The 24,866-nt window shown below is 66.7% G+C and carries 22 protein-coding genes; 15 read left to right on the forward strand and 7 right to left on the reverse strand.

Features of this window, described 5'->3' with window-relative positions; all coding sequences use genetic code 11:
- Positions 1-5: 5 nt before the first annotated feature.
- Positions 6-362: a hypothetical protein gene (locus Q7W51_09880; protein ID MDO8848678.1), complete on the forward strand. Its 357-nt coding sequence runs from the start codon at positions 6-8 to the stop codon at positions 360-362.
- A gap of 15 nt (positions 363-377) precedes the next feature.
- Here Q7W51_09880 and Q7W51_09885 read toward each other — a convergent pair whose 3' ends face one another.
- Positions 378-1,028, reverse strand: coding sequence for a LysE family transporter (locus Q7W51_09885; GenBank protein MDO8848679.1), 651 nt, complete (start codon positions 1,026-1,028; stop codon positions 378-380).
- Between the two features lie 109 nt (positions 1,029-1,137).
- Between Q7W51_09885 and ychF the strand changes: the two genes are divergently transcribed.
- Positions 1,138-2,202, forward strand: coding sequence for a redox-regulated ATPase YchF (gene ychF, locus Q7W51_09890; protein MDO8848680.1), 1,065 nt, complete (start codon positions 1,138-1,140; stop codon positions 2,200-2,202).
- A gap of 12 nt (positions 2,203-2,214) precedes the next feature.
- Here ychF and Q7W51_09895 read toward each other — a convergent pair whose 3' ends face one another.
- Positions 2,215-3,894: an N-acetylmuramoyl-L-alanine amidase gene (locus tag Q7W51_09895; protein MDO8848681.1), complete on the reverse strand. Its 1,680-nt coding sequence runs from the start codon at positions 3,892-3,894 to the stop codon at positions 2,215-2,217.
- Positions 3,895-4,085: 191 nt separating this feature from the next.
- On the opposite strand from Q7W51_09895, the gene Q7W51_09900 reads away from it, so the two are divergent.
- The 8 genes from Q7W51_09900 (at position 4,086) to Q7W51_09935 (ending at position 13,023) form a co-directional block, all read left to right on the forward strand.
- Complete coding sequence (locus Q7W51_09900; GenBank protein ID MDO8848682.1) at positions 4,086-5,309, forward strand: GuaB3 family IMP dehydrogenase-related protein; 1,224 nt, start codon at positions 4,086-4,088, stop codon at positions 5,307-5,309.
- A 9-nt stretch (positions 5,310-5,318) separates the two neighbouring features.
- Positions 5,319-6,869 (forward strand): glutamine-hydrolyzing GMP synthase, encoded by a 1,551-nt coding sequence (gene guaA / locus Q7W51_09905; protein ID MDO8848683.1) that lies wholly within the window; start codon positions 5,319-5,321, stop codon positions 6,867-6,869.
- Positions 6,870-6,942: 73 nt separating this feature from the next.
- Positions 6,943-7,227, forward strand: coding sequence for a chorismate mutase (locus Q7W51_09910; GenBank protein MDO8848684.1), 285 nt, complete (start codon positions 6,943-6,945; stop codon positions 7,225-7,227).
- Positions 7,224-8,018, forward strand: a complete 795-nt coding sequence (aroF, locus tag Q7W51_09915; GenBank protein MDO8848685.1) for a 3-deoxy-7-phosphoheptulonate synthase — start codon at positions 7,224-7,226, stop codon at positions 8,016-8,018. Before Q7W51_09910 ends, aroF begins: the two co-directional genes overlap by 4 nt.
- A gap of 142 nt (positions 8,019-8,160) precedes the next feature.
- Positions 8,161-8,367: a hypothetical protein gene (locus tag Q7W51_09920; GenBank protein ID MDO8848686.1), complete on the forward strand. Its 207-nt coding sequence runs from the start codon at positions 8,161-8,163 to the stop codon at positions 8,365-8,367.
- A gap of 51 nt (positions 8,368-8,418) precedes the next feature.
- Entirely contained in the window at positions 8,419-10,659 is a 2,241-nt protein-coding gene (locus Q7W51_09925; GenBank protein MDO8848687.1) for a UvrD-helicase domain-containing protein, read from the forward strand.
- A 26-nt stretch (positions 10,660-10,685) separates the two neighbouring features.
- Positions 10,686-12,314: a putative manganese-dependent inorganic diphosphatase gene (locus Q7W51_09930; GenBank protein ID MDO8848688.1), complete on the forward strand. Its 1,629-nt coding sequence runs from the start codon at positions 10,686-10,688 to the stop codon at positions 12,312-12,314.
- A gap of 4 nt (positions 12,315-12,318) precedes the next feature.
- On the forward strand, positions 12,319-13,023 hold the full coding sequence (locus Q7W51_09935; GenBank protein ID MDO8848689.1) for a phosphatase PAP2 family protein: 705 nt from the start codon (positions 12,319-12,321) through the stop codon (positions 13,021-13,023).
- Here the strand turns inward: Q7W51_09935 and Q7W51_09940 are convergent.
- Complete coding sequence (locus Q7W51_09940) at positions 12,995-14,758, reverse strand: ATP-binding protein (protein MDO8848690.1); 1,764 nt, start codon at positions 14,756-14,758, stop codon at positions 12,995-12,997. The two genes, Q7W51_09935 and Q7W51_09940, sit on opposite strands and share 29 nt — an antisense overlap.
- A complete protein-coding gene (locus Q7W51_09945) occupies positions 14,755-15,465 on the reverse strand; it encodes a response regulator transcription factor (GenBank protein ID MDO8848691.1) in 711 nt (236 codons plus the stop codon). The genes Q7W51_09940 and Q7W51_09945 overlap by 4 nt, the downstream gene beginning before the upstream one ends.
- A 201-nt stretch (positions 15,466-15,666) precedes the next feature.
- Here Q7W51_09945 and Q7W51_09950 point away from each other — a divergent pair, with 201 nt between their 5' ends.
- Genes Q7W51_09950 through pstB form a run of 4 tightly spaced genes read left to right on the forward strand, consistent with a single transcriptional unit; the run spans position 15,667 to position 19,240 of the window.
- Entirely contained in the window at positions 15,667-16,557 is an 891-nt protein-coding gene (locus Q7W51_09950; protein ID MDO8848692.1) for a PstS family phosphate ABC transporter substrate-binding protein, read from the forward strand.
- Positions 16,558-16,563: 6 nt separating this feature from the next.
- Positions 16,564-17,490 (forward strand): phosphate ABC transporter permease subunit PstC, encoded by a 927-nt coding sequence (gene pstC, locus Q7W51_09955; protein MDO8848693.1) that lies wholly within the window; start codon positions 16,564-16,566, stop codon positions 17,488-17,490.
- Positions 17,487-18,353, forward strand: a complete 867-nt coding sequence (gene pstA, locus Q7W51_09960) for a phosphate ABC transporter permease PstA (GenBank protein ID MDO8848694.1) — start codon at positions 17,487-17,489, stop codon at positions 18,351-18,353. Before pstC ends, pstA begins: the two co-directional genes overlap by 4 nt.
- Positions 18,347-19,240, forward strand: coding sequence for a phosphate ABC transporter ATP-binding protein PstB (gene pstB, locus Q7W51_09965; protein MDO8848695.1), 894 nt, complete (start codon positions 18,347-18,349; stop codon positions 19,238-19,240). The genes pstA and pstB overlap by 7 nt, the downstream gene beginning before the upstream one ends.
- A gap of 261 nt (positions 19,241-19,501) precedes the next feature.
- Here pstB and Q7W51_09970 read toward each other — a convergent pair whose 3' ends face one another.
- The 3 genes from Q7W51_09970 to Q7W51_09980 all read right to left on the reverse strand — a co-directional run bounded on the left by Q7W51_09970 (position 19,502) and on the right by Q7W51_09980 (position 23,367).
- Positions 19,502-20,263, reverse strand: a complete 762-nt coding sequence (locus tag Q7W51_09970; GenBank protein ID MDO8848696.1) for an SDR family oxidoreductase — start codon at positions 20,261-20,263, stop codon at positions 19,502-19,504.
- Positions 20,264-20,330: 67 nt separating this feature from the next.
- Entirely contained in the window at positions 20,331-21,692 is a 1,362-nt protein-coding gene (locus Q7W51_09975) for an MFS transporter (protein ID MDO8848697.1), read from the reverse strand.
- An 82-nt stretch (positions 21,693-21,774) separates the two neighbouring features.
- Positions 21,775-23,367, reverse strand: a complete 1,593-nt coding sequence (locus Q7W51_09980; protein MDO8848698.1) for a glutamate synthase-related protein — start codon at positions 23,365-23,367, stop codon at positions 21,775-21,777.
- A gap of 122 nt (positions 23,368-23,489) precedes the next feature.
- Here Q7W51_09980 and Q7W51_09985 point away from each other — a divergent pair, with 122 nt between their 5' ends.
- Positions 23,490-24,818, forward strand: a complete 1,329-nt coding sequence (locus Q7W51_09985; protein MDO8848699.1) for a glutamine synthetase family protein — start codon at positions 23,490-23,492, stop codon at positions 24,816-24,818.
- Positions 24,819-24,866: the final 48 nt, after the last annotated feature.

Consider the following 24,866-nt stretch of genomic DNA (forward strand, 5'->3'; position numbering starts at 1 on the left):
CGCCGATGACGCAGAACGTCCACTTCCTGGCCGAGTGGCACCAGCTCAAGAGCGAGCACACGCACGACCGGGACAAAGACAACAACTACGGGTGTTTCAACACGGACGTGTGCCGCAACTGCAACTACGTCTACAACGCAAGGGGCTGCATCAGCTGCCACAACTGCGACAGCGTCGTCGAGTGCATCCAGTGTGTGGACTGCCGCGACTGCGCTTACTGCGTTGGGCTCAACGGGGCCCGGTTCCACATCCTCAACAAGGAGCACACCGAAGAGGAGTACTACGCCAAGCTACGGGCGTTCGGCATCGAGTGGAATGTCGAGGCGTTCGACCCGCTCGACCCGTATTCGTCGCTCGAGTAGCGGGCCGGGGAGCGTCTAGATGAGGTCGAGCGAGCCGAGGAAGAAGCGCGCGCCGAGGTAGAGCAAGAACAGCGCGCAGGCGCCGATGATGAGCCGATAGGGGCGGTCGGCGAGCAGGCGCTTCCCGCGGGTTGTGGCGAAGATGACCAGTCCGTACCATGTCACGTCAGCGAGCTGGTGGCCGATGAAGAACGCCGCGATGCCGGCCGGGCCGAGGGCCACTCCGTCGGATGCCAGTTTGACCCCGATCGTCACCCACCACAGCAGCCAGTAGGGGTTCGAGAGGCTCACGGCGGCGCCGTGCAGGACCGGCCCGAGCTTCGATTCGGGCTGTGCGGGACCCGCGCTCGCGCTGATGGTGCCCGCGATCGCGCCACGCAGCAGGCTCCAGCCCATCCAGACGAGGAAGATGCCGCCCACGCCGGAGAGCACGTTCGACACGTGCAGGTTCTGCAGGATCTCCTGCAGGCCGAAGGCGAAGCCGACGAGAAGCAGTCCTTCGAGGAGCGCGTGGCCGATCAGCATGAGCGCGGCCGAACGCGGACCGCGCGTGACGGTGCGCGTGATAGTCACGGTGAGGTAGGGCCCCGGCGCCATGGCGCCGGTGAACGCGATGAGAAACGCGCTTCCGCCGAGAGCGAGTGCCTGTGTGAGGGTGTCGCTCACCGCCGACCGGGCCCCTGTCCGCCGCGCATGGCGGCAACGATTTCGAGCGAGTCCATGGTGTATAGTATCGCAGGCCGCGCGGCCTTCCCGCGCGATGAAGGGAGCGAGCGTGGCACTTTCTATCGGTATCGTCGGCCTTCCGAACGTCGGCAAGTCGACGCTGTTCACCGCGCTCACCAAGAAGCAGGTGGATGCCGCCAACTACCCCTTCGCTACCATCGAGCCGAACGTGGGCCTCGTCCCCGTCCCCGATGCCCGTCTCGACCGGCTCGCCGAACTCGTGAGCCCGCAGCGTGTCGTGCCTGCCACTGTCGAGTTTGTGGACATCGCCGGGCTTGTGAAGGGTGCGAGCGAGGGAGAGGGACTCGGCAACCAGTTCCTCGCCACCATCCGCGAGACGGATGCGATCGCCGAGGTCGTCCGCTACTTCCGCGACCCGAACGTGATCCACGTGGATGGCAAGGTCGATCCGGCCGGAGACGTGGAGACCATCAAGACGGAGCTCGTGTTGGCAGACCTCGGCACGCTCGAGCGGGCGTTGCCGCGCCTCGAGAAGGATGCCAAACGTGACGCCCCGGCGGCTCTCAAGCTCGACGTTGCCCGCAGGCTGAACGCATGGATGGAGCAGGGGCACCGGGCACGGACCATGGAGATGACCGACGACGAGCGCGCGATGGTCCGCGACCTCCACCTGCTCACCATGAAGCCGATGCTCTACGTCGCCAACGTGGACGAGAGCGACATCGGCGCGTCGCTCGCAAAGATCGACGGCATCGCGCCCGTGCCGATCTGCGCGAAGATCGAATCAGAGATGGCCGAGCTCGAGCCCGAGGAGCTCGCCGAGTACCTCGAGATGGAGGGCCTGGCCGAACCGGGTCTCAACGCGCTCATCCGCGAGGCGTACCGGCTCCTGGGCCTTCAGTCGTTCTTCACCGCAGGCGAGCAGGAAGTCCGTGCGTGGACCGTGCGCGTGGGTGCGAAGGCGCCCGAGGCGGCCGGCGTCATCCATACCGACTTCGAGCGCGGCTTCATCAAGGCCGAAGTCATCTCGTTCGCCGACTACGATTCACTCGAGACTGAAGCGGCCGCCAAGGCCGCGGGCAAGCTCGGCATCGAAGGCAAGGAGTACGTCGTCGCCGATGGCGACGTCGTGCACTTCCGCTTCAACGTGTAGCATGCGAGCGCGCTACCTGCGGGCCTTGTCGATCATCGCATCGGCCACCGGCGGCAGCACGGACGTGTCGCCCACCATCGTGGTGTAGTAGACGCGCGGCGACTGGTTCTCGATCCACTCACGCTGGTAGGCGGACAGGATGCGGCCGTTGACGAGCGGCATCGTGACACCGTAGGTCCGAACGGCGACGGTGGTGGCGACCACGCCGTCGCTGACCGAGGCGGGGTTGTACGCAAGTAGCCATACCATGCCGGACGCCCGGGTAGCGCCGATGGCGGCCACCTGCGTGACGCCCGCATCGGCGTTGCCGATCCGCGTGCGGTTCGGCATGCCTGCGGTGACGGCGTCGGGTACCGGCCCGACGGAGACCGTGGTTGCGACGTCACCGGAGTGCGCTGCGAGGAATGCGACCGCCTCGGGTGGCAGCGACCAGTCGGCGCGTGTCAGCACGAGCGCCCCGCCGGGACGACTCGCCGCGACCAGGGCTGCTGCGAGGGCGTCGCTTGTGCGTGCGGCGCTGGCGAAGACCACGGTCATCGAGGTGTCCGCCGAGGCGAGCTCGTCGGAGAGCAGCGGCGCAACATCAGCGGGCTCGGTCCCGGCGAGCCGGGTCACAGCCGACGCGTCGATTCCCGCGGCCGCGGCGGCTTGCTCGAGGAAGGTGTCCGGCAGCATCTTGGTCGAACCCACTGCGATGATCCGGTCGGGGCTCAGTCGCGCGACCTCGGCAACAGCCTCGGCCGAGAGCCCCTTGGTGTCCGCATAGATCACCGGCGCGCCGAGGCGGGCAGTGGCAATCGGTGCTGCGAGTGCGCTCACGGGGTCGTACACCGAGGCAAGGACCATCGTCGACACGCCGCCTGACCAGAGCGAGCGGGATGCTATGACCGCCGTGCTCGAACGCGCGGAGCCTGCGTAGCGCGGGTAGAACGGCGCATAGGCGCCGCTCGCCATCCAGCGGTTGAGCCCGTTGACTATGCCCGCCACATAGCGGGTGCGCCACCAGGGGCTCGCGATGAGGCTGCCCTCGGCCGTGTTGCTCATGAAGCCGGTCTCGATGAGCAGTGCCGGCATGTTGGCCCACTTGGTCACGTAGAAGCTCTGTACGCCGGAGCCGCGGTCACGCTGACCTGTCTGCTCGAGGACCGCGCCCTGGACATAGTCGCCCAGCTGCTGCCCGAGCAGGTCGTTTGCCGATGCCCAGTTCTCCGTGCCGCTCGCGGCCGAGGAGGAGGCGCCGTTGCAGTGGATCGAGATGAAGACGTCCGCGCCGAGGTTGTTGGCGACATCCGAGCGAGCTTGCAGGTCGTCACGCGGCACGCCGTCGTCGTACCAGACGATGCCATCCGGGGCGTACACCCAGCGACCCTCGGCATCGATCCAGTGCCACGTCGGGATGTCCGAGAGACACACGGCGGTGTCGGTCGTCCTGGTATAGGCGATGCCGTAGCCCTGCTCGTGCAGACGGGCGCCAAGTTCGATCGCGAACAAGAGGTTCGCTGCCTTCTCGGTGAGCGACCCGTAGCGCGCGTGACTGTAGGGGCCGCCATGACCCGCGTCGATCGCCACCAGTGGGCCGGCAAGCGCGGGAGACGCAACGGCGAGAGCGACCAGGAGAACGGCTGCCGCGAGGGCTACCGTGGCCGCGCGTGACGTGCGCAGAGGGATTCGAGTGCTACGGCAAGGCTTCATATTCGTACCCCCGGATGCGGGCTTGTGGTTGATTGTACCGCACGTCGCGCGGGTTTGACCCCCCTGGGACGCTGGCGTAGCATAGACAGACCACGCACCCCGAAAACCCTCTTCGTCGCAGCATCTTTCGGACCAGGGCATCCTGCGCCGTGGCGCGGTCCTGGTCCTTCGCGTATCGAGGGGCGTCTTGGATGGCACAGGATCATGTAGCGCGAATCGACCGGGAGGAATCAGCGCTTATGGAGATCGAGATCGGACGCGGCAAGACGGCACGTCAGGCGTATGGGTTCGACGACATCGCGATCGTGCCGAGCAGGCGCACCCGCGACCCCCGGGACGTGAACATCTCCTGGGAGTTCTCGTTCAAGGGCCGCGACTACGCGTTCCCGCTTCCGGTCCTTGCCTCCGCCATGGACGGCGTGGTGGATCCCGCGTTCGCTATCACCCTCGGCAAGCTCGGCGGGCTGGCCGTGCTCAATCTCGAGGGCATCCAGACGCGCTACGCCGATCCCGCTCCGCAGCTTGACGCCATCGCGTCGTTCTCGCGCGAAGAAGCCACTCGCAGGATGCAGGAGATCTACGCCGCCGAAGACGTGAAGCCGGAACTCATCACGCAGAGGATCAAGGAGATCAAGGCTGGTGGCGTGCTCGCCGCCGCCTCGCTTACCCCCCAGAACGTCGAGAAGTTCATCGGCCCGGCGCTCGAAGGCGGTCTCGACATCCTCATCATCCAGGGCACGGTCATCTCCGCCGAGCACGTTTCGAGCTTCGACAAGCCGCTCGACCTGAACGCGTTCGTCGCCGGCCTCGACATCCCGGTCATCGTCGGCGGCTGCTGCAGCTACCAGGGCGCACTCCACCTCATGCGCACCGGCGCCGTGGGCGTGCTCGTGGGCGTCGGTCCCGGTCACGCGTGCACGTCGCGTCGCGTGCTGGGCATCGGCGTTCCGCAGTGCACCGCCGTCGCCGACGCTGCTGCGGCCCGCATGCGCCACCTGGACGAGACCGGCACCTACTGCCACGTCATCGCTGATGGCGGCATGCGCACCGGCGGCGACCTGGCCAAGGCCATCGCCTGCGGCGCCGACAGCGTGATGATCGGCTCGCCGCTCGCAGCGGCCGCCGAAGCGCCCGGCCGCGGCTACCACTGGGGCATGGCGACCTTCCACCCGGACCTGCCGCGTGGCACGCGCGTCTTCGCCGGCCAGAAGGGCTCGCTCGCCGACGTGCTCATCGGCCCGGCGCACGAGAACGACGGCACGCTCAATCTCTGTGGCGGCCTGCGCACCTCCATGGCCACCTGCGGTTACGAGAACCTGAAGGCGTTCCAGAAAGCCGAGGTCATGGTCGCGCCCTCCTTGCAGACCGAGGGCAAGACCCTCCAGCAGGCCCAGGGCGTCGGCATGGGCCGGTAGGGGACGGGCGTGACCGACTATCACGGAGGACAGCCCACCGTCTTCGTGCTCGATTTCGGCGCGCAGTACGCGCAGCTGATCGCGCGTCGCGTTCGTGAGGCGCGCGTGTACTCGGAGATCGTGCCCCACGACATCAGTGCCGAGGAGATCGAGCGTCGCCGTCCGGCGGCGCTCATCTTGTCCGGTGGTCCCGCGAGCGTCTACGCTCAGGGTGCACCGAAGCTCGACCCGCGCATCTACGACCTCGGCATCCCGGTCCTCGGCTTCTGCTACGGCATGCAGCTGATGGCGCTCGACCTGGGCGGCGCGGTACCGCACACCGACATCGGCGAGTACGGTTTCGCCGAGCTTGCCGTGATGGAGCCCGAGTGCCGTCTGCTCGACGGCGTACCGGAGACCTCGCAGGTCTGGATGAGCCACCGCGACAGCGTGGGGACGCCGCCCGAAGGCTTCCTCGTGACCGCCCGCACGGCGATCACCCCGATCGCATCGATGGAAGACCCCGAGCGTGGCCTGTACGCCACGCAGTTCCATCCCGAGGTGGCTCACACCGAATTCGGCCAGCAGATCATCAAGCGCTTCTTGCACGACATCGCCGGCATCCCGCCGGTTTGGACGATGGTGAACATCATCGACGAGACGGTGACGCGCGTACGCGAGCAGGTCGGCACCGATCGCGTCATATGCGGCCTGTCAGGCGGCGTGGACTCAAGCGTCGTCGCGGCACTGCTGCACCGCGCCATCGGCGACCAGCTCACCTGCGTGTTCGTGGATCACGGCATGATGCGCCTGAACGAGGCCGAGCAGGTCGTGCGCACCTTCCGCGACCAGTTCCACATCGACCTCGTGCACGTGGATGCCGAGGAGCGCTACCTTTCGTTGCTCGCCGGCGTGACCGACCCGGAGCGCAAGCGCACCATCATCGGCGAGGAGTTCTGGCAGGTCTTCTTCGAGGAGGCCACCACGCTCGAGGGCGTGAAGTGGCTCGCCCAGGGCACGCTTTATCCCGACGTGATCGAAAGCGGTAACAAGACCGCCGCGAAGATCAAGAGCCACCACAACCTCATCCCGTTTCCCGTTGGGGTGCACTTCGACCTCATCGAGCCGCTCAAGGCGCTGTTCAAAGACGAGGTCCGCGCGGTCGGTTCCGAGCTGGGCCTGCCGGACGAGATCGTCCACCGGCAGCCGTTCCCGGGCCCCGGTCTTGCCGTGCGCATCATCGGCGAGATCACGCACGAGAAGCTCGAGACGCTCCGTCGCGCCGACGCGATCATCCGTGAGGAGATCGGGGACTGGGACACCGAGCGCAGCGTGTGGCAGTACTTCGGCGTCCTTCCTGACATCCGTAGCGTGGGCGTGATGGGCGACGAGCGCACGTACGGGCATCCGATCATCATCCGGGCTGTGTCCTCGGCCGACGCGATGACCGCCGACTGGGCGCGCCTTCCGCACGACTTGCTCGCGAAGATGAGCAATCGCATCATCAACGAGGTCGAAGGCATCAATCGGGTGGCGTACGACATCACGAGCAAGCCGCCCGGCACGATCGAATGGGAATGATACGCATACGGACCGCGCGAGCGCCGGGAGACCGGCGCTTCGTGCACCTACCGGAAGTCGTGAGGAGAGGGCAATGACCGACCAGCTGTCAGCCGAGGCCGCAGAGCAGATCGCCGCGCACCGGTCGCGCATCGACGAGATCGACTGCGAGATCGTGAAGCTCCTGAATGAGCGTGCAGCCGAGTCGCTCGCGATCCGTGCGCTCAAGCCGCAGGTCCACTGGGGTCTGTACGACCCCAAGCGCGAGGAGGAGATCTTCGCCAACCTCGCCCAGTGCAACGCCGGGCCGCTTTACTCGGAGAACCTGCGCGAGATCTACGAGGCGGTTCTGAACGTCATGAAGGAGATGCGCGGATGAGCGCTGTGGAAGTCGGCGGCTCTCCCATCGTGCGCGACGGCGCCGTCACCGTCATCGCCGGTCCGTGCTCGGTAGAGACGCGCGCGCAGATGGACGAGGTCGGAGCCGCGCTCAAGGATCTGGGCATCCGGGTCATGCGGGGTGGGGCGTACAAGCCACGCACGAGTCCGCACTCCTTCCAGGGCCTCGAAGAAGAGGGCCTGAAGATCTTGCGGGAGACGGCGGACAAGTACGGACTCATGTTCGTTACCGAGGTCACGGACTCGGCACATGCCGAAGTGGTGGACGCATACGCCGATGTCCTGCAGATCGGCACCCGCAACATGGCGAACTTCAGCCTGCTCAAGAAGATCGGGCAGGTGACCGCCGAAAGCCGCAAGCCCGTGGTGTTCAAGCGCGGCATGGCCGCGACGATCCAGGAGTGGCTGCAGGCGAGCGAGTACATCACCACCCTCGGCAACGAGAACGTGATCCTATGCGAGCGCGGCATCCGCACCTTCGAGACGGCATACCGCTTCACGCTCGACATCACGGCCGTCCCGGTCGTGAAGAGCCTGTCGCTGCTGCCCATCATCGTGGATGTCTCGCACCCCTCCGGCCGAGCGGACCTCGTCCCCGCGGTCTCGCGCGCGGCGGTGGCGGTGGGCGCCGACGGCATCATGGTCGAGGTACATCCCAATCCGCGTGAGGCGCTCTGCGACGGACCCCAGTCGCTCGACATCGAAGGACTGCAGGCGCTTATGGCCGAACTCGAGCCACTTGCTCGCGCGGTAGGGAGAGTCGTCGCGTGAACCGCACCGTTCGTCGGATGAATCCTTAGGAAACCTTGCGGCCAGCGAGGATGGCTGTCAGAATCAGGGCAAGTGGGAAACTCGGCCAGTCATTTGCTGCAACGACTCCTGCGAGTATTGTTTGACCAGGGAGGTACGGCAGATGGCCGACGGATTGTACACACGGGTGTGCATGCACTGCGGCTCCACCGGGGCGCAGCGCATCGGCTACTGCGACGAGTGCGGCACTGCCGTGTGCGAGAAGTGCGGCAACACGCAGATCTCCCTCGACAACCGTAAGGTCATGCACGACAGCTGTCTCAAGCAGTGCGCCGAGAGCTCGTTCTCGATGATCAAGTTCGTGAAGTAGGCGCTCCCAGCCGCTTCATCCCCCTCGCCGGGCAGGGTACACTGTCACCCCATGACATTCTCTCCTGACGACCTCAATCCGGCGCAGCGCGACGCCGTCACCACCACGCAAGGACCGCTTCTCGTGCTTGCCGGCGCGGGCAGCGGCAAGACGCGCGTGCTCACGTATCGGATCGCGCACCTGGTGCGCGATCTTGGTGTCTCACCGGCGGAGATTCTCGCCATCACGTTCACCAACAAGGCCGCGCAGGAGATGCGCTCCCGGCTCGAGGGTCTGTGCGGCCATGCAGGCCGCGCGATGTGGGTGATGACGTTCCACGCGTTCTGCGGCCGCATTCTGCGTGCAGATGGTGAGCGGCTCGGGTTCTCCCGCGCATTCACGATCTACGACGAGGACGATTCTCGGCGGCTGCTCACCAGCGTCGCGGCGGAGTTCGACATCGATCCCAAGCAGTTCCCCATCAAGGGCATCGCATCGAGGATCTCCTCGGCAAAAAACGAGCTCGTCGGACCCGCCGAGTACGAGGCGAAAGCAGCCATCCCGCCGGAGAAGATCACCGCGAAGGTGTACCGCCGCTACCAGCAGCGGATCGCCGAGGCGAACGCGATGGACTTCGACGACATGCTCGTGAACGCCGAGCGGCTGTTGCGCGAGCACCCCGAGGTACTCGAGTTCTACCAGGACCGGTTCCGCTACATCCTCGTGGACGAGTATCAGGACACGAACAAGGCGCAGTACGAGATCGTGAATCGCCTCGCCGCGCGCGACCGCAACCTGATGGTCGTGGGCGACGACGACCAATCGATCTACTCGTGGCGTGGCGCCGATATCCGGAACATCCTCGAGTTCGAGCGCGACTATCCCGATGCCACGGTGATCCGTCTGGAGCAGAATTACCGCTCTACCGAGACGATCCTCGCAGCGGCGAACGCCGTGGTGGCGAACAACCGCGGGCGCAAGCCGAAGACGCTGTGGACGGCAAACGTCGGCGGCGAGGCGATTGTGCGCTACTCGGCCACCGACGAACGCGACGAGGCCCGCTTCGCGGCCGAGGAGATCGAACGCCTCCTGCGCGACGAGCACCGCTCCTATGCCGACTTCGCCGTCTTCTATCGCACGAACGCCCAGTCGCGCATCGTGGAGGACACGTTCCTGCGCGCTGGCGTGCCGTACCGGCTCGTGGGCGGAACGCGCTTCTTCGAGCGTGCCGAGATCAAGGACGTGATGGCGTGGCTGCGCGCCGCCGCCAACCCCACCGACGTCCAGTCGCTCGCGCGCGTGCTCGAGAAGCGGCAGGGCATCGGCAAGACCACCATCGACACGCTGAGGGCGCACGCGATCGAGCGGGGCATCTCGCTCTCGGATGCAATCGCGCTCGCCGCCGACGAAGGGTGGCTCGCGACCGCCCCTTCGCGCAAGGTCGCTGTGCTGGCCGAGGACCTTGCCGCGGCGCGGGCCGTCGAAGGCGAGTCGCTGAGAGCCAGGGTGGAAGCGGTAGTGGACCTCTCGGGCCTTCTCTCGGCGCTCGCTGCCGAGAGCACGCACGAAGCGGCGGGCCGCGCAGAGAACATCCGGGAGTTCTTCGGCGTGGTGGACGAGTACGACCAGCAGCACGAGGAGCCCGAGGCGCGAACGCTCGAGGCGTTCCTCGAGTGGGTGGCGCTGCGCTCCGACCTCGACGAGATCGAGGAGAGCGAACGCGCGGTCACGATGATGACGCTGCACTCGGCCAAAGGCCTTGAGTTCCCGGTCGTGTTCATGCTCGGCATGGAGGACTCGCTGTTCCCGCACGCGAGCTCGCTGTTCGACCAGTCCGGGCTCGAGGAGGAGCGCCGTCTGTGCTACGTGGGCATCACCCGCGCTCGCGAACGGCTGTACATCATCCACGCATCGATGCGGCAGCTCTTCGGCACCACGCAGTACAACCAGCCGAGCATGTTCATCTCGGAGATTCCCGAAGAACACGTGCGCGCCGAAGGGATCGGCTCGGCCGGCTTCGGCACGTCGGCGCCGGGGCGGGGACGAGGCGACCGCGGCGGATCGGTGCGGTGGGCGCGCGACCGTGCACCGGATAGCACCGGCGGCGGACGCGTCTTCGGCTCGGGACAGTCGGTCCGGCGTGAGGCCGAGCCGAAGCTCGTTCTTGCCGCCGGCGACACGGTCGATCACAAGGTATTCGGCCGGGGTGTGGTGCAGTCGGTGAGCGGCGATAAGGTGGCCGTGACCTTCCCGGGTAGCGGGACGAAGAACCTGCTTCTGGGGTACGCTCCGATACGCAAGGTCGAACCGTAGAACGCCTCGTTCAGCGAGAGGGAGCCATGGGACCGATCCTGGTCTTCGGACATCGCAATCCGGATAACGACTCGATCTGCTCGGCGGTCGCCTACGCGCACCTGAAGAACGTGACCGATCCGGACGAGGTCTACCTGCCTGCCCGTTTGGGGCCCGTCCCGCCCGAGACCGCGTGGGTCTTCGAGCGCTTCGGCGTGGATCTGCCCGACGAGATCCCACACGTGCGCACCCGGGTCCGCGACGCCATGAGCGCCGGCGTCGTCACGGTCTCCCCGGAAGACAATATGCTCACCGCGGGACGCCTGATGCGGGAGCACAACGTGCGCGCCCTTCCGGTCACAGACGCCGAGGGCGGTGTTCGCGGGCTCATGAATCAGCAGATTCTCGCGGAGCTCTACATCGGCGAGACCGAGATGCTCGGCTTTGCGAAGCTGCCTCTGACGGTGGCCGAGCTGGCTGCCGTGCTTGGCGGTCGCGTTCTTGCCGGCGACGTCGCCAAGCGGCTGACCGGTTCTGTGCTCATCGGCGCGATGGAGCCGGAGACGATGGTGTCCTACATCCACGCCGGCGACACGCTGATCGTGGGCGACCGCCTCCGCACCCAGCCTCAGGCGCTCGAGGCGGGCGCAGCATGCCTGATCATCAGCGGGGGTTCGGAGCCGGACGCCGGCGTGCTCGACCTGGCCGCCGCGCGCGGCGCTGCCATCATCTCGAGCCCGCACGACACCTACGCCACCGCACGTCTCGTGAACCTGGGGCACTCGGTGGGCGGCCTGATGGACACTTCGCCGTTGCTGGTGGGCCCGGACGCGCTGCTCGCCGAGGTGGCCGAGGACCTGATGGACAGCGTCCATCGCGAGGCGCTCGTCGTGGATGAAGAGGGTCGGCTCGAAGGCATCCTCACGAGGACCAACCTTGCGCGCGGCTTCCGTCGCCGGGTCATCCTGCTCGACCACAACGAGCTCTCGCAATCTGCACCGGGTGTCGAGGACGCCGCGGTGGTCGAGATCGTCGACCACCACCGCGTGGGCGACGTGCAGACTGCCGCACCGATCCTGTTCCTCAACCTCCCGGTCGGCTCGACCGCGACCATCGTCGCCGAGCGGTACCGCGACCTGGGCGTCGCGCCGCCCGATGGTATGGCAGGCGTGCTGCTCTCGGCCGTGCTGACCGACACGGTGCTTCTGAAGAGTCCCACCACGACCCCGACCGATCACGAGGTGGCCGATCGCCTCGCCGCGCAGCTCGAGATCGACCCGATCGAGTTCGGCCTCGAGATGTTCCGCGCACGTGCCGAGCGAGTGGACTTCTCTGCGCCCGATGCGGTAGGCCGCGACCTCAAGGAGTACCGCGCGGGCGATCTTGCGATCGGCGTGGCACAGGTGGAGACGGTGGATGTGGCCGAGTACCTCGACCGCTCGGCGGAGCTGGCCGCCGCCCTCGAGGAGCTGGCCGGGCGTCGGAGCCTCGACCTGGCGATGCTGCTCGTCACCGACGTGGTCCGCGAGGGGAGTCAGGTCTTCGCGGTCGGCAAGACCCGCATCGCCGAGCGCGCGCTCGGCATAGAGCTGTCGGCCGGTCCGGCGTGGGTCGACGGTCTTCTCTCGCGCAAGAAGCAGGTCGCGTCACGCCTGCTCGAGACTGCGGGGGCGTGAGACCATGCTTCCCGGACGCCGAGAGCGCTGGCAGCGTGACCCGAGGGTGGGCGTGCTCGTGGTGGTCGCGTTCTCGGCGCTCGCCGCGTTCATTGCGCTCGGCCTCGCGCTCATCATCGCTCCGGCGTGGATCCAGCTCGACATCGCCGTTTCCGAGGCGATCAGGTCCATCGAACTGCCGGGTCTCGAGGCGTTCGCGCGTTTCGCCACCAGGCTGGGCGACTTCTGGCCGATGGTCATCCTCACCGTGGGGACGGCGATGCTCTTCTGGGCGCGAGGCAATCGGACGTCGGCGGCCACGCTCGTCATCGGGGTGCTGTCGGGCTCTGCGTTCGGTGTGCTGCTGAAGCTGCTCTTCGCGCGTCTGCGCCCGGCCCTTGAGGTCGCGCGCATTCCGATCCCCGAGACGTACAGCTTTCCGTCGGGCCACGCGCTCGCAAGCCTGCTCTTCTTCGGGTCGCTCGCGTTCCTCATCATCCTCCACGAGCGGAGCCTTCGGCGCGCACTGATCGCGACGGTGCTCTGCGTGCTGGCCGCGCTCACGATCGCCATGGCGCGCGTCTATCTGGGCGTCCACTACCTCGGCGACGTGGTCGGTTCCTGGCTGCTCGGCGCGTCGTGGCTCGCGGCAGTGGTGCTCGTGTCCGCGCGCTGGGGCGCCGGCTCCTCGGAGGCGGACTTCAGCGAGCCCGGGGAAGACGCACCGTAGCGGTCGTTCCAGCGCCGGGGTCCGAGGTGATCCTAGCCGTTCCGCCCGCGCGCTCCACGGTGTTGCGGACGAGCGCCAGGCCGAGTCCCGTGCCGCCGCTCGTGCGGGACCGTGCGCGGTCGACACGGTAGAAGCGCTCGAAGACGCGCTCCACGTCGGCCGTGGGGATTCCGATGCCCGTGTCTGCGACATCGATCGTCACCGTCTCGTCGTCTGCCGAGACACGCACGGTCACCCCGCCGCGCTCGGTGTAGGCGATAGCGTTCGAGAGCAGGTTGTCGAGGACGATCGCGAGGTCGGTCGTACCGCAACGCACGGCGACGTCTGCACCCGCGACCGCCTGAAGCTCGGCAGCGAGCGAGAGACCCTTGGCCGAAGCCGCGCGACGGTGCCCCGCAAGCGCCAGCTCCACGGCCCGCCGGACGTCGGCTACCTCGGCCTGGCCGGGTACGCTCTCGACGCGCGAGAGATCGAGCAGTTCGGCTACGAGCCGCTTGAGGCGCGCTGCCTCGCCGGCGATCTGCGGAACGAACGCGAGCGCCTGCTCGCTGTCGCCATCGCTCACCGCGTTCTCGGCCGACTCGGCGAGGAGCAGGATGCCGGCGACCGGCGTCTTCAGCTCATGCGAGGCGTTGGCCACGAAGTCCCGCCGCACCGCATCGAGCCGCATCCGGTCGGTGACGTCGCCGATGACGGCGAGCGTGCGCTGCGAGCCGTCGGTCTCGCCGAGCGGGACGACCAGCACGCGATGGTAGCGGTGATACGGGTCCGGCCCGAGGTCCGCGCTCGCGCCGTCTCCCGACGCAAGGCCGTCGGCTATCGCCGCCTCGACCGGGGCGGGCAGGCCGAGGTCCGAAAGCGGTCGGCCACGGAGGTCGCCGGGTACCACGCGGAACATCGTCTTGAGCGCGCGGTTCGCGAGGCGCACGGTGTTCCCGTCGAACAGCAGCACTGCGTCCGACAGACCGTCGAGTGCGTGGCGCAAGGTACGCTGCTCGCCCTCAAGGGCATCGAGACGCTCGCGGAGCTGGTCGCGCAGGTCCCCGAGGGAGCCCGCAAGCGGTGCGAGGGCACCGTCGCTCTCGGGCACGGGCGAGCTGAGGTCACCGTCGGCCATGGCGCGTGCCGAGCCGGCGAGACGCTCCACAGGGCCTGCGGCGTCGCGGGTGACGAACCAGCCTACGGCGGTCGCGATGACGAGCACCGCAAGGAGCGGCAGCACTCCGGCACGGCGCATCGACGCCGAGATGTCGTCGATCTGCTCGAGGGACTCCGAGACGCGAAGCACCACCGGCGCGTCGTGGTAGGTCGCGGGAACCGCGACGTACATGCGATCGACGCCTTGTGTGTCCGAGCGGCGCACGTCGCTGCCTGTCTCGCCGCGAAGCGCGGAGCGCACCTCGGGCCGATCACCGTGGTTCTCGAGCGTGGAGGTCTCCTCCTCGCTGTCGGCGAGTACCGTCCCGTCGGCGGCGATGACGGTCGTCCGGACGCCGCTCGTGCCGGCGAGTCCCGAGACGCTCGCCTCAAGCGAGAGATCGGTGTGCGTGAGCATCATCGTTCCGGCTCGTGCGAGGTCGGCAAGCCGCGCTTCCTGCTGGTCCATGACCGCGTCGGTCACCGGTCCGGTGAGGCTCCACGCCCAGGCGCCCGCGACCACGCCGATCGCGACGACGAAGCCGACGATGAGCCGCACCCGGTAGGCCGACGAGCGTGGGATGAGCGGTCGCCTCACGAGAGCTGATGCGCTCCCTTCGGCCGGGGATCGAACCGGTAGCCGGCACCGTGGACCGTCTGGATGTAGTTATAGGCCGAGGGCTCCTCGACTGCCTGTCGTACGCGGCGGATGTGCACGTCGATCGTGCGGGACGAGGGGAGATGATCGTAGCCCCACACCTCGTGCGCGAGACGCTGGCGGGACATGAGCGAGCCGGCGTTGCGGGCGAGTGCGACGAGCAGCTGGAACTCCTTCAGGCGTAGCGCCGCGTGCTCACCGGCCACCGAGACCCGCAGCTCGGCAGGCTCGATCACGAGGTCCCCGACCTCGATGACCTCGTTGCTGTCCACAACCGCCCGCGCCCGCACACGGCGCAGGTTCGCCCGCACGCGTGCGAGCAGCTCCTCCATTGAAAACGGCTTGCCGATGTAGTCGTCGGCGCCGGCGTCCAGACCGCGTACCGCGTCCCGTTCGGTGTCGAGCGCGGTCACCATGATGATCGCCACTTCGGCGCTTGTGCGGCGCACCTCCTCGGCAAAGCGGTACCCGTCGATGCCCGGCAGCATGAGATCGAGCACGATCAGGTCGGGTCTGTCGCGAAGGGCCATCTCGAGCCCCTCAAGGCCGTCGGCCGAGCTCGACACCTCAAAGCCCGCGCGGCGCAGCGCGTACTCCTCGGTCTGCCTGATGATCGGGTCGTCCTCGACGATGAGAATCCTGGACACGCGCGTCACTCCTTCGCTCACGCACGGCTTCCCGGCCATTCTGGCAGGCCCGGCGGCGATGTGAAATGAATTTCACAATCAATTCACAAGAAGCGGTCGGGTGTTACACGTATGCAACCATTGGTTCCGGCGTGACGACTAGGGTGAGTGCGGTCAGCGATGCGCTGGCACCGATGCTGTCACCAAGTAAAGGAGCGAGGAGTGAACCTCAAGAAGTACCTTGCGTCAGGGCTTGCGATCGCGATGCTCGCGGGCACCGTTGCGCTCGCCGGTTGCACCGCCGAGGAGGAGCCGACCACCGAGGAGCCCGCGGCCGGAGAGACCGTAGAGCTCGAAGGCTCGATCACCGTCCAGGGCTCGGACACGCTCCTGAACGTCGCCACGGCGTGGAGCGACGGGTTCATGGACGCCAACCCCGGTGTGGACATCTCGGTCCAGGGCGGCGGCTCCGGCACCGGCATCGCGGCGCTCATCAACGGCACCGCCGAGTTCGCCAACGCCTCTCGTGGGATCAAGGACGAGGAGATCACCGAGGCCGAGGCCAACGGCGTGGATCCCGTCGAGCACAAGGTCGCGATCGACGGCATCGCCGTGGTCGTGAATCCTGCGAACGACGTCGAGGAGCTCACCCTGGAGCAGCTCGGCCAGATCTTCCGCGGTGAGATCACCAACTGGAAGGACGTCGGCGGCGCGGACAAGCAGATCGTCTTGCTCTCGCGCGACAGCTCCTCGGGCACCTACGAGTACTTCAAGGAAGAGGTCGTGGCTGCCGAGGACGAGAACGCCGAGTACGCCGCGAGCGCCAAGCTGCTCCCGTCGAACCAGGCGATCGCCGATGAGGTAGCGGCCAACGAGGCCGGCATCGGCTACATCGGCCTCGGCTACCTCACCGATGATGTGAGCGTCGTTGCGATCGATGGCGTCAAGGCGTCGATCGAGACCGCTACCGACGGTTCGTACCCGATCAGCCGCTACCTGTACATGTACAGCAACGGCGAGGTCGATGGTGTCATGCAGGCCTACCTCGACTGGATCCTCGGCGCCGAGGGCCAGCAGCTTGTCGAGGACGAGGGCTTTGTGCCGCTGCCGTAACCGGAGATGACAACGCCTCCCTCCATCTCCGGGCGCAGACTCGGCCGCACGACTTCGCGTCGTGCGGCCGAGGCCGTCGTCCGGGGACTCATCTACTTCTGCGGCTGGCTCGCGATCATCATCCTCGCGGCCATCGCAGGCTTCCTGCTGTGGAATGCGCTTCGGGCGATCAACGAGGCCGGCGTGGGCTCGATGCTCTCCGGCACGGCGTGGTATCCCACGTCGAGCCCGGGTAAGTTCGGGATGTTGCCGCTCATCATCGGCTCGCTGTTCGTCACGGGTGTCGCACTGCTCGTGTGTGTTCCGGTCGGTGTGGGGGCGGCGCTCTACATCTCGGAGTTCTCCGACCGAAGGGTGAAGGAGGTCATGAAGACGATCATCGAGTTCATGGCCGCCGTTCCCTCGGTGGTCTACGGTCTGATCGGTGTGGCGGTGCTCATCCCGCTCGTGAAGAGCGTGTTCGTGCTGGACAGCGGCATGACTGCGCTCACGGGCGGTATCGTGCTCGGGGTCATGTCGATCCCCACCGTGATCTCGATATCGGAAGACGCGCTGCATGCCGTCCCCTCCGACCTCCGGCGAGGCTCCGCGGCGCTTGGCAACACGCGCTGGCAGACCACCTACAAGGTGACGCTGCCGGCCGCGGGCTCGGGCATCTTCGCCGCGACGATGCTCGGACTCGGACGGGCCATCGGCGAGACCATGGCCGTGCTCATGCTCACCGGCAACGCCGCTATCATGCCTGGCTCCCCGCTCGAGTCGGTGCGGACCATGACCGGCACGATCGCCGCCGAGATGGGCGAGGTCGTTCAGGGCGGTCTGCACTACTCGGTGCTGTTCGCGGTCGGCCTGGTCCTGTTCATCATCACGTTCACCATCAATCTGGCCGCCGATATGGTGCTCGAGCGTCAGCGGAAGCGGTGGCGCCGATGAGTACGCGCTCCACCATCAGGCGGGCCCGCGTGACCGAGGTCGTGGCGCACATCGTGCTCGGTGCGATGGCCGCGAGCGTCGTCGCGCTCGCGCTCTTCGTGCTCGGCTACATCGTCTACCACGGCGCGGCTGCCATCGATTGGACGTTCCTCACCCAGGTGCCGAAGGACCGGGGCCGCGACGGCGGCATCTTCCCGGTCATCGTCGGCACGCTCTACGTCACCCTCGGCACCGCTGCGCTCACGCTGCCGATCGGCATCCTTGCGGGCATCCACCTCGCCGAGTACGCTCCCCGGAACTTCACGACACGGGCCATCCGGCTCGCCATCACCAACATGGCGGGCGTTCCGTCGATCGTCTACGGACTGTTCGGCCTTGCGGCCTTCGTGCTGCTCGCAGGGTTCGGCCGCTCGATCATCGCGGCGGCGCTCACGCTCACCTGCATGACGCTCCCGGTGGTCATCACGGCTACCGAGGAAGCGCTGCGGCAGATCCCCCAGGACCTGCGGCAGGCATCGCTCGCGCTCGGCGCCACGAGGCTCCGGACCATCTACAAGGTGGTCCTGCCCGCCGCCGCGCCCGGTATCATCACCGGCTCGATCCTCGGCCTCGCGCGGGCTGCGGGCGAGACGGCGCCGATCCTGTTCACCGGGGCGGTCTTCCAGATGCGCCGCATCCCGGATGGACCGGGCTCGCAGTTCATGGCCCTCCCGTACCACATCTACGCACAGGTCACATCAGTCCCCGGATGGGACCCGACCCTCGTCTGGGGCACCGCGCTCGTGCTCGTGGTCGGCATCAGCTTCGTCAGCATCATCGCCGCCTGGTGGCGGTCGGCACAGAGGAGGAAGGTCCAGTGGTGATCGCGCTGCAGTTGCCCGAGAACGGGAGCGCCGCGATGGTGGCTCCGAACGTCCCGGCAAGCGAGCGGGCGGCTGAGCGTGTCGCCGACCGCGCGCTTGCGACGTCGGCCGAGGCAGTTGGCTCCTTTTCGCTGTCGGACGTCTCCGTCGCGTACGGGCGCGATCGCGTGATCGAGGGTGTCAGCATGCAGATCGCCGCGCGCGCCGTCACTGCGCTGATCGGGCCTTCGGGGTGCGGCAAGTCCACGCTGCTCCGGTGTCTCAATCGAATGAACGACGAGTTCGGCAACGTACACGTCGGCGGTCGTATCACACTCGACGGACAGGACATCATGGGCAAGGCGATGGACCCGGTCGAGCTCAGGATGCGCGTGGGCCAGGTGTTTCAGCGGCCGAACCCGTTTCCGATGTCCATCTTCGACAACGTCGCCTACGGTCCCCGAACGCAGGGCATTCGCAACAGGGGAGACCTCGCTGACCTTGTCGAGCAGTCCCTCAAGGGGGCCGCGCTGTGGGAAGAGGTGCGCAACAGCCTCAAGAAGCACGCGTTCGAGCTCTCGGGCGGGCAGCAGCAGCGTCTGTGCATCGCGCGTGCGCTTGCCACGAAGCCGGAGGTCATTTTGATGGACGAGCCGGCCTCGGCGCTCGACCCGATCTCCACGCAGCAGATCGAGGACACCATCGCTGTGCTGAAATCCGAGGTGACGATCGTGATCGTCACGCACAACATGCAGCAGGCTGCGCGGATCTCGGACCAGACGGCCTTCATGCTGCGCGAGAGCCTGGACGCGCCGGCGTTCCTCGTGGAGATGGGCGACACCAAGCGGATGTTCACGAATCCCGACGACGTGCGCACCGAGTCGTATATCACCGGCCGCTTCGGTTAGGCCGAGACCCATCAGGACAAAGACAGAGGCCCGGCGAGATGCCGGGCCTCTGTCGTTCCAGGCAGGGGGGTGCCCGGAATAAGGAGCGAGGCGCGTGGGGGACGCGCCTCGACTCAGGTGAGCGGCGATTCCCCGCGTCCGAGGGGGGGAGGGATAGCGGGTCGCACTACTCGCGCGTCCTCTTGCAACACCCGTGCCAAAACAGACAGAATCCCGCGGATCGCGGCAGACAGAGCGCGACCCGCAGGACTCCGGATGCTGCTACTGGCAGGTGTAGCCGCCGTCGACGGCGACGTTCGAGCCCGTCATGAACGAGGCCTCGTCGGAACAGAGCCAGACGATGAGGTTCGCGACCTCGTCTGCGGTGCCGAGGCGGTTCATCGCGTGCTTGCTCGCGATGAAGGTGTACCCATCGCTGCCGGGAGTGATCCCGGCCTTGGTGAGCAGCGGTGTCTCGATGAAGCCAGGATGCACGGAGTTCACGCGGATGCCCTGCTGCCCGTACTCGGTGGCAGCGGCCTTCGTGAGGCCGGATACCGCGTGCTTGGCGGCAACGTAGGCGGGAGCCGAGGCCCAGCCCACGAGTCCGAGGATGCTCGAGACGTTGACGATCGCGCCGCCGCCAGAGGCGAGGATCGCGGGAATCGCGTAGCGCATGCCGTAGAAGACGCCGTGCAGGTTGATGTCGATCACCTTGTGCCAACCCTCGAGCGAGTAGTCGCCCGTCATGTTGGCCTCACCGCCGATGCCGGCGTTGTTGATGATGATGTTGAGGCCGCCGAATTCGGCAACCGTCTGCGCCACAGCCGCCTCGACCTCTTCGGCCTTGGAGACATCGGCCTTCACGAAAGTCGCGGTGCCACCGGCGCTCGCAATCATACTGACGGTTTCGTTGCCGCCGGCTTCATCAACGTCGGAGACCACGACTTTCGCGCCGCCGCGGGCGAGTCCGAGGGAAGTGTCCCGGCCGATGCCTGAGCCGCCGCCGGTGACCAGTGCGACCTTACCGTCGAATCCTGCCACAGTAGACCCCTTTCGTAGGAACGAGCGTACGAAGAGGGATTGTAACAAGAGTTACAAGTGAATGCTCTCACGAGCGGGAGGGGCACTCCGGGTCCGTCCGCGGGCACAAGATCGCCGGTCTGGCCAACAGATACAGCGCCCATAGGAGCAACACCAGGCCGCCGGTCAGGACCGCCCGGCTCGGGCCCACGAGGTCGCCCAGCGCACCGAACGCGAGCGCGCCGAACGGCATCATGCCCATGAAGGCGATGACGAACAGCGCCATGATCCGTCCGCGCAGGTAGTTTGGCGCTGCGGTCTGCAGGTTCGTGTTTATGCTCGAGACGCATGCGAGGAATGCGGCGCCCAGTACCGTGAGCAGGACGCAGGACAGCGCGTACGAGCGCGAGAACGACAGGGCCACCGAGCCGAGCGCCATCGTGGTGAGGCCGTACCCGATGATGCGTTCCCTGCGGAAGCTCGCTGGCAGCGAGGCCACGGCCAGCGCGCCCACGAGTGCTCCCGCACCGTTGAAGATCATCAAGGACGAGTACCCGGTGCTGCCGAGTCCGAGAACGTCCACGGCGATGGCCGGCAGAAGCGTCATGAACGGCATGCCGAAGATCGTGAGCATCGCCGCGGTGAACAGGTGCGCCGCCACATGTCTGTGGTCGCGCGCGTAGGCGAGTCCCGCGCCGAGCGTCCGACGCACCGACTGCCCTTCGACATGCCGTTGCATCTCCTGCGCGGGACGGATGACCGCAAGCGCCCAGATGACGAACAGGAAGCTGGCCGCGTTGAACGCGAACACCAGCGTGATCCCCAGGCTCTCGTTGGCGGCGAACGCGGCCATGATCGTTGCGGTCACCATCGGCCCGACCAGGCGCGCTGCGTTGAACTGCGCCGAGGACAGGGCGACGGCGTTGAGCAGCGACGAGCGCGGCACGAGGTCCGGGACCATCGCCTGCCATGCCGGGAACATGAACGCAGACACGACGCCGGCAGCGAGCGTGAGGCTGTAGATCCACTCCATGGTGATGTGGCCCGTGTAGTTCAGATATGCGAAGGCGACGGCCTGACCCATCATGATGAACTGCGACCAGATGAGCAGCTTGCGGCGGTCGACGTGATCGACGAGCGAGCCAGCAAAGAGCGTAAGGAAGAAGATTGGAATGCCCGATAGGAAGTTGACGATGCCGAGCGAGGCGGACGAACGCGTGAGCGCGTAGATGACCCAACCGAGTGCTACGGTCTGCGTCCACGTCCCGATGTTCGACAGCAAGGCCCCGAAGAAGAAGAACGTGTAGTCGCGGTGTTTGAACGACTCGAACGTGCGGATGCCGCGCAGGATCCGTCGCGGCGGGCTCGAGGTGTCCGCCTCGAGCGTGGGGGTGTCGGCAGGAAGCGGCGCCTGCGGCTCGGGTACGCGGGTGTGGGATTTTGCGGTCATCTCTCTAGGCTCTCCTGCAATGAGAAGCGCCGCCCCCGGATGTCCGGAGGCGGCGCTGGTGCGCCGGGTTGCTAGCTTACACCTACTCGTTGATGATCCGCATCGCCTCGTCGCGATATGCATCCATGATGTAAGGGAGCCCCGAGATGTCCGCAGACTCGTGCGTGAGCGCGGCCACGTCTGCGCGGCTGATCGTGTCGAGCTTCATAGTGCGCGAGCCGCTCATCAGCTGCTGCAGGCCGACCTGGATCTTGTCGGCGAACGTGTACACCGCGATGGCGCCGAGCGGCATGTTGTCGACCTCGTCGCCGTACTTGGCCCGAAGCGTCTCGTAGGAGACGAAGATCTCCTCCTTGGTGCCGCCAAACTCGGAGACCGTCTTCGGCAGGTCGTTCGCGGCCAGCCAGTTGCCGATGTTCTTGCCCACGAAGCCGGGGATCATCAGCGCGCGGCCCATGCAGACGGCCTTCGCGTACGGGGCGCCCATGGCGAGTACCTTGAACACGTGGTCTTCGGTGGAGAAGCCACCGGCGATGGCGATATCCGGAACACGCTCGCCCTTGGCGGCGAGTGTGTCGCACAGCTCCTGCGTCATGCACTGCAGGTAGAAGGTGGGGATGCCCCACTCCTCCATCATGCGCCACGGGCTCATGCCGGTGCCGCCGGGCGCGCCGTCGATGGTGAGCAGGTCGATGCCGTACTTGCTCGACCACTTGATGGCCATGGCAAGCTCGCGCATCGCATAGGCGCCGGTCTTGAGCGTCACGCGCTTGGCGCCGAGATCGCGAAGGCGCTGCACCTCGGCCGCAAAGCTCTCCTCATCGATGAAGCCGAGGCGGCTGTGGCGCTCGAAGTGCTTGATGGCGCCCTCACGGTAGCTTGCCTGGATGGCCGGATTCGACGGGTCGGGGGTCACGAGGTAGCCGCGCTTCTGCAGCTCGAGCGCGCGGTCGAGGCTGTCGACTTTGATCTCGCCGCCGATGCACTTGGCGCCCTGGCCCCACTTGAGTTCCATCGTGGTCACGCCGAGCTTCTCGACGCAATACTCGGCCACGCCGAGGCGGGTGTCTTCCACGTTCATCTGCACGAGGATGTCGCCGTAGCCGTCTTCCTGGTAGCGGCGGAACAACTCCACGCGGCGCTCCATGTCGGGAGCCTTGGTGACCTTGCCGTTGGCGTCACGCTCGAGGCCGGGGTCGATGCCGCAGACGTTCTCGCCGCACACGATCGAGACGCCGGAGATAGCAGCGCCGATGGCGAAGTGCTCCCAGTTCTTCCGGGCGATCTCCGTGGAGCCGAGCGCGCCGGTGAAGATCGGCACCTTCATCTTCACGCGGTTGGTCACGCCGAAGGAGGTCTCGGTGTCGACCATCGGGAACAGCGTGTTGTCGGGGTTGCCCTCAACGCCCTCGGGGAGGCCCTTCGTGCCGAGCGCGTAACCCATGATCTGGAGGTGCGAGTAGTCGATCGGGTAGTCCTTGTCGCCGCCTGCGGTGATCTCGCCGAAGGGGCCGGGGTAGATGACCTCACGGCCGCGGAACGACGACTTGAAGACCTCGCAGTTGCCACGGCAACCGTCGATGCAGCGTGTGCAGATGCCCGAGCCGGGGACCACGCTGCGTGATCGGTTGGTGGTCTGGGTGGCGTCGTTGGCGTTGGGCTGCTGAAGCGTCATTACTGGGTTCCCCCCTGGGGACAGAGGCCACACGGCCCGGTGGATTTCGGCTATTGTAACGCGTAGGAAATCCAGCACAAATGCTTTGGAAACAACCAGCGCGACGAATACGAGGAGAGGTCATGCCCCAGGAGCTTCGCAATGATGTGGTCCAGACGATCAAGGACCAGAAGATCGAGTTCATCCACCTCTGGTTCACCGACGTTCTCGGCTTTCTCAAGAGCTTCACGATGGACGTGGCCGAGCTCGAACTGGCGATGACCGAGGGGATGGGCTTCGACGGCAGCTCCATCCAGGGCTTCGCGCGCATCCAGGAGTCGGATATGGTTGCGTACCCCGACCCCACGACCCTCAAGATCCTGCCCTGGCGCACGGGAGGACAGCTCGTGGCGACGATGTTCTGCGACATCGTGCGTCCGGACGGTACGCCGTACGAGGCGGATCCGCGCTTTGTGCTCAAGCGCCAGCTCAAGCGCGCTGCAGCCATGGGCTACGCGATGTTCGTGGGCCCCGAGCTCGAGTACTACTACTTCAAGGACGACATGGGCACCGAGGTGCTCGACCATGGCACCTACTTTGATCAGACGACGCGCGATCTCGCGATCGACCTGCGCAAGGACACGGTTCGCGCGCTCAAGCGCTTCGGCATCCAGGTGGAGTACAGCCACCACGAGGTGGGCCCGAGCCAGCACGAGATCGACCTGCGCTACGCCGAGGCGCTCAACATGGCCGACAACGTCATGACCTACCGCGTCGTGGTCAAGGAAGTCGCGCAGCAGAACGGGGTCTACGCCTCGTTCATGCCGAAGCCGATGTTCGGCGAGGCGGGCAGTGGCATGCACGTGCACCAGTCGCTGTTCAAGGACGGCAAGAACGCGTTCTACGACGCGAACGACCCGTTCCACCTCTCGGCCACCGCGAAGAGCTACATCGCCGGCATCCTCGCGCATGCGCGCGAGACGACGCTCATCACCAACCAGTGGGTGAACAGCTACAAGCGGCTCGTCTCGGGCTACGAGGCGCCCGTGTACATCTGCTGGGCGCACCGCAACCGCTCGGCGCTGGTGCGCGTGCCGATGTACAAGCCCGGCAAGGAGAACGCGACGCGCGTGGAACTGCGCTCGCCCGATCCGGCGTGCAACCCATACCTGGCGTTCGCCGTGATGCTGGCCGCCGGACTCGACGGTATCGAGCGTGGCCTCACGCTTCCCGCCGACGTGACCGATGACGTTTACGAGATGACGCAGGCCGAGCGCGACGAATGCGGCATCGGCACACTCCCCGGCGACCTCGACGAGGCGATCGTGGAGATGGAGAAGAGCACGCTCGTGCGCGAGGCGCTCGGCGACCAGGTCTTCGAGTACATCCTGCGCAACAAGAAGGCCGAGTGGATGAACTACCACACGCGCGTGACACCCTACGAGCTCGAGGAGTACCTGCCGCTCCTCTAGGTGGCCGGTGTCGAGAACACGAGGAGGGCGCCCCGAGGGGCGCCCTCC

This window comes from Coriobacteriia bacterium (assembly GCA_030652115.1).
Classification (GTDB): domain Bacteria; phylum Actinomycetota; class Coriobacteriia; order Anaerosomatales; family Anaerosomataceae; genus UBA6100.

What these genes read in the sequence shown, in the direction of transcription:
- Q7W51_09880 (MDO8848678.1), top strand. Translation starts at nt 6, where the DNA reads ATGACGCAGAACGTCCACTTCCTGGCCGAGTGGCACCAGCTCAAGAGC.
- Q7W51_09895 (MDO8848681.1), bottom strand. Translation starts at nt 3,894, where the DNA reads ATGAAGCCTTGCCGTAGCACTCGAATCCCTCTGCGCACGTCACGCGCG.
- Q7W51_09900 (MDO8848682.1), top strand. Translation starts at nt 4,086, where the DNA reads ATGGCACAGGATCATGTAGCGCGAATCGACCGGGAGGAATCAGCGCTT.
- Q7W51_09910 (MDO8848684.1), top strand. Translation starts at nt 6,943, where the DNA reads ATGACCGACCAGCTGTCAGCCGAGGCCGCAGAGCAGATCGCCGCGCAC.
- aroF (MDO8848685.1), top strand. Translation starts at nt 7,224, where the DNA reads ATGAGCGCTGTGGAAGTCGGCGGCTCTCCCATCGTGCGCGACGGCGCC.
- Q7W51_09920 (MDO8848686.1), top strand. Translation starts at nt 8,161, where the DNA reads ATGGCCGACGGATTGTACACACGGGTGTGCATGCACTGCGGCTCCACC.
- Q7W51_09925 (MDO8848687.1), top strand. Translation starts at nt 8,419, where the DNA reads ATGACATTCTCTCCTGACGACCTCAATCCGGCGCAGCGCGACGCCGTC.
- Q7W51_09930 (MDO8848688.1), top strand. Translation starts at nt 10,686, where the DNA reads ATGGGACCGATCCTGGTCTTCGGACATCGCAATCCGGATAACGACTCG.
- Q7W51_09935 (MDO8848689.1), top strand. Translation starts at nt 12,319, where the DNA reads ATGCTTCCCGGACGCCGAGAGCGCTGGCAGCGTGACCCGAGGGTGGGC.
- pstC (MDO8848693.1), top strand. Translation starts at nt 16,564, where the DNA reads ATGACAACGCCTCCCTCCATCTCCGGGCGCAGACTCGGCCGCACGACT.
- pstA (MDO8848694.1), top strand. Translation starts at nt 17,487, where the DNA reads ATGAGTACGCGCTCCACCATCAGGCGGGCCCGCGTGACCGAGGTCGTG.
- Q7W51_09975 (MDO8848697.1), bottom strand. Translation starts at nt 21,692, where the DNA reads ATGACCGCAAAATCCCACACCCGCGTACCCGAGCCGCAGGCGCCGCTT.
- Q7W51_09980 (MDO8848698.1), bottom strand. Translation starts at nt 23,367, where the DNA reads ATGACGCTTCAGCAGCCCAACGCCAACGACGCCACCCAGACCACCAAC.
- Q7W51_09985 (MDO8848699.1), top strand. Translation starts at nt 23,490, where the DNA reads ATGCCCCAGGAGCTTCGCAATGATGTGGTCCAGACGATCAAGGACCAG.